At 25.9% G+C, this 1,303-nt stretch carries 1 protein-coding gene and 1 pseudogene; both read left to right on the forward strand.

What is annotated here, in order from left to right; translation table 11 throughout:
* Positions 1–253 (forward strand): annotated as a pseudogene (locus OB7_RS09885) (transposase); the annotation flags it as partial.
* A complete protein-coding gene (locus tag OB7_RS09800) occupies positions 204–1,262 on the forward strand; it encodes an IS3 family transposase (protein ID WP_170128463.1) in 1,059 nt (352 codons plus the stop codon). The pseudogene OB7_RS09885 and the gene OB7_RS09800, both read left to right, overlap by 50 nt.
* Positions 1,263–1,303 lie beyond the last annotated feature (41 nt).

A 1,303-nucleotide genomic window follows, 5' to 3' on the forward strand; every position in this document is an offset into this window, starting at 1 on the left:
ATGGGTTAAAATATATGAGGAATCTGGTTATGACGATAATGTCTTCAATTCTAAAAAAGGAAGACCTAAATCTATTATTTCTGATATTTCTAAGGTTCCTCCTTTTATTTATGAATCTGCTGGTATTATTAGAAATGATTCTAATAAGTCCAATGATTCTGCTTCTTTAAAGAAAAGACTTGAATATTATGAACGTCTTCTTCTTGAAAAAGAATTACTTATTAAAATGCAAGAAGATGAGATTAACTTTTAATTCACAGTCAGAAAAAGAAGTAACTTTTATTGGTGATTTTTTACTTATTTTTAAATATAGAAATTTTGGTGTTTCTACTACCTTTTTATTAGGTTATTATAATGTTAGTTCTAGTAGTTTTCATTACAATACTAGATTATTTTTTGTTGTTAAAAGAAATAGAAAGTCTTCCTTTAAAGGCTATTCTTTTACTAATGATGGTAAAAAAGTTCCTGATGATTATATTAAACAATTATTGATTGAATTATTATCTGTTGATAATCCGTCTAATCCTGAGTTCTTTTACAAAACTCTTGGCTCTAAGAAATTATCTGCTATATTCAGACAAAAGTTTAATATTATCATTAATCACAAAAAGATTCACAGATTAAGAAAAGAATTAAATCTTGTTAGATATTATCATCGTCATCCTAAACATCCAAGAAAAAGACCTAAAAATCATGATATTACTAGACCTAATCAATATTGGGAATCTGATATTAAGTTTATTCCTACTAAATATGATGGTTATATTCCTATTCTTAGCATAATCGATGCTTTTGATAGATCCATTGTTGGTGTGTATATTGGCAATTCTATTAAAGCTAAAGATTTTATTTCTACCGTTAGAAAATCTATTGAATTTAGAGGCACTATTCCTAATAATCTTATTATCAGAACTGACAACGGGCCACAATTTAAAGCTAAAATTACTGCTGCTTTTATGGAAGAATTAAACATTATTCATGAATTTGGATACAAGAATAATCCTAACTCTCAAGCTTATATTGAATCTTTTCATTCTAGTGTTCAACATGAATTTGTTGAATCTAATGAATTTGATTATATTGATGATGTCTATAATTATTATATTTCATACATTTATTTTTATAATAATTTAAGACCTCACGGTTCTTTGAATTATTTTACTCCCGAGTTTGTGTTTAATCTTTTTTCTAATACAAATAATGAATCAAATGAAATTAAATCAATTAAATTTAACGATTTTATTGTTTGTGTGAAAAAATGAGTTTTCCTTATTTATTCTCCAATATTATGGGGTCAGGCCGC

It is taken from the genome of Thermosipho africanus Ob7 (assembly GCF_003351105.1).
Taxonomy (GTDB): Bacteria; Thermotogota; Thermotogae; order Thermotogales; family Fervidobacteriaceae; genus Thermosipho; species Thermosipho africanus.